The following is a 743-nucleotide window of genomic DNA, read 5'->3' as shown; positions in this document are numbered from 1 at the left end:
AAAAGTCAAACGACGTTTCGCATGACGCGCTTTTGGCCATGGATCAGAGAAGTTTAAGAATAACTTGGCCACTTCACCCTCTTCAAAATAAGTAGATAGTTCAAGGGCATTCCCTAAAATAAAGCGTAAATTAGGTAACACTTCACCTTCCAAAGCTTTCTCCATCGCCATCACTAATACTGAATCTTGTAATTCAAGACCAATAAAGTTCACGTCTGGATTACGGCGGGCCATCTCAATAATGAATTGCCCCTTACCAGTTCCCACTTCTAAATGAACAGGATGGTCGTTTTTAAATTCAGATTGCCATTTCCCCTGCATTGTTTCCGGTTCTAAAATGACATATTCTCTATGTTCTGCCATGGCGTCCTTTGCCCACGGTTTATTTCTTACGCGCATAATATCCTCCTAATGATTTGTTCTATAAATGATATCGTTCCAAGAAAAAAAGACGTGACATGAAGTTCACATCCCCCTTTTTTTGACCAATAACGGTCTTATATTGGGCTTCATAAGTCAAGTTCTTCCGACACTTCCCAAAATGCGCCAATTACTCGCAGTAATTGTTCGGCTATTGAAGGAGTAAGAGCCGACGCCTAGAAAGGAAACTTTGCAATCTAATCTGAAAAGCAGTCCTTTCTGGAGAGTCGAACCCGATTTTGGTCCAGCTTATGAGAGGGTTTACGCTTTAGCGTTTACTCTCCTAAATGCGATAGAAGCGTCGAGTTTTAACGACTTTTGTC

1 protein-coding gene is annotated in these 743 nt (G+C 41.0%); it reads right to left on the bottom strand.

Features of this window, described 5'->3' with window-relative positions; translation table 11 throughout:
- A partial coding sequence (trmB, locus tag ACRCJ0_RS17325; protein ID WP_431391395.1) for a tRNA (guanosine(46)-N7)-methyltransferase TrmB occupies positions 1-399 on the bottom strand: 399 nt, incomplete at its 3' end.
- Between the last annotated feature and the right edge of the window lie 344 nt (positions 400-743).

This window comes from Aerococcus sp. L_32 (assembly GCF_050689315.1).
This window is presented reverse-complemented; position numbering and strand designations above follow the sequence as displayed.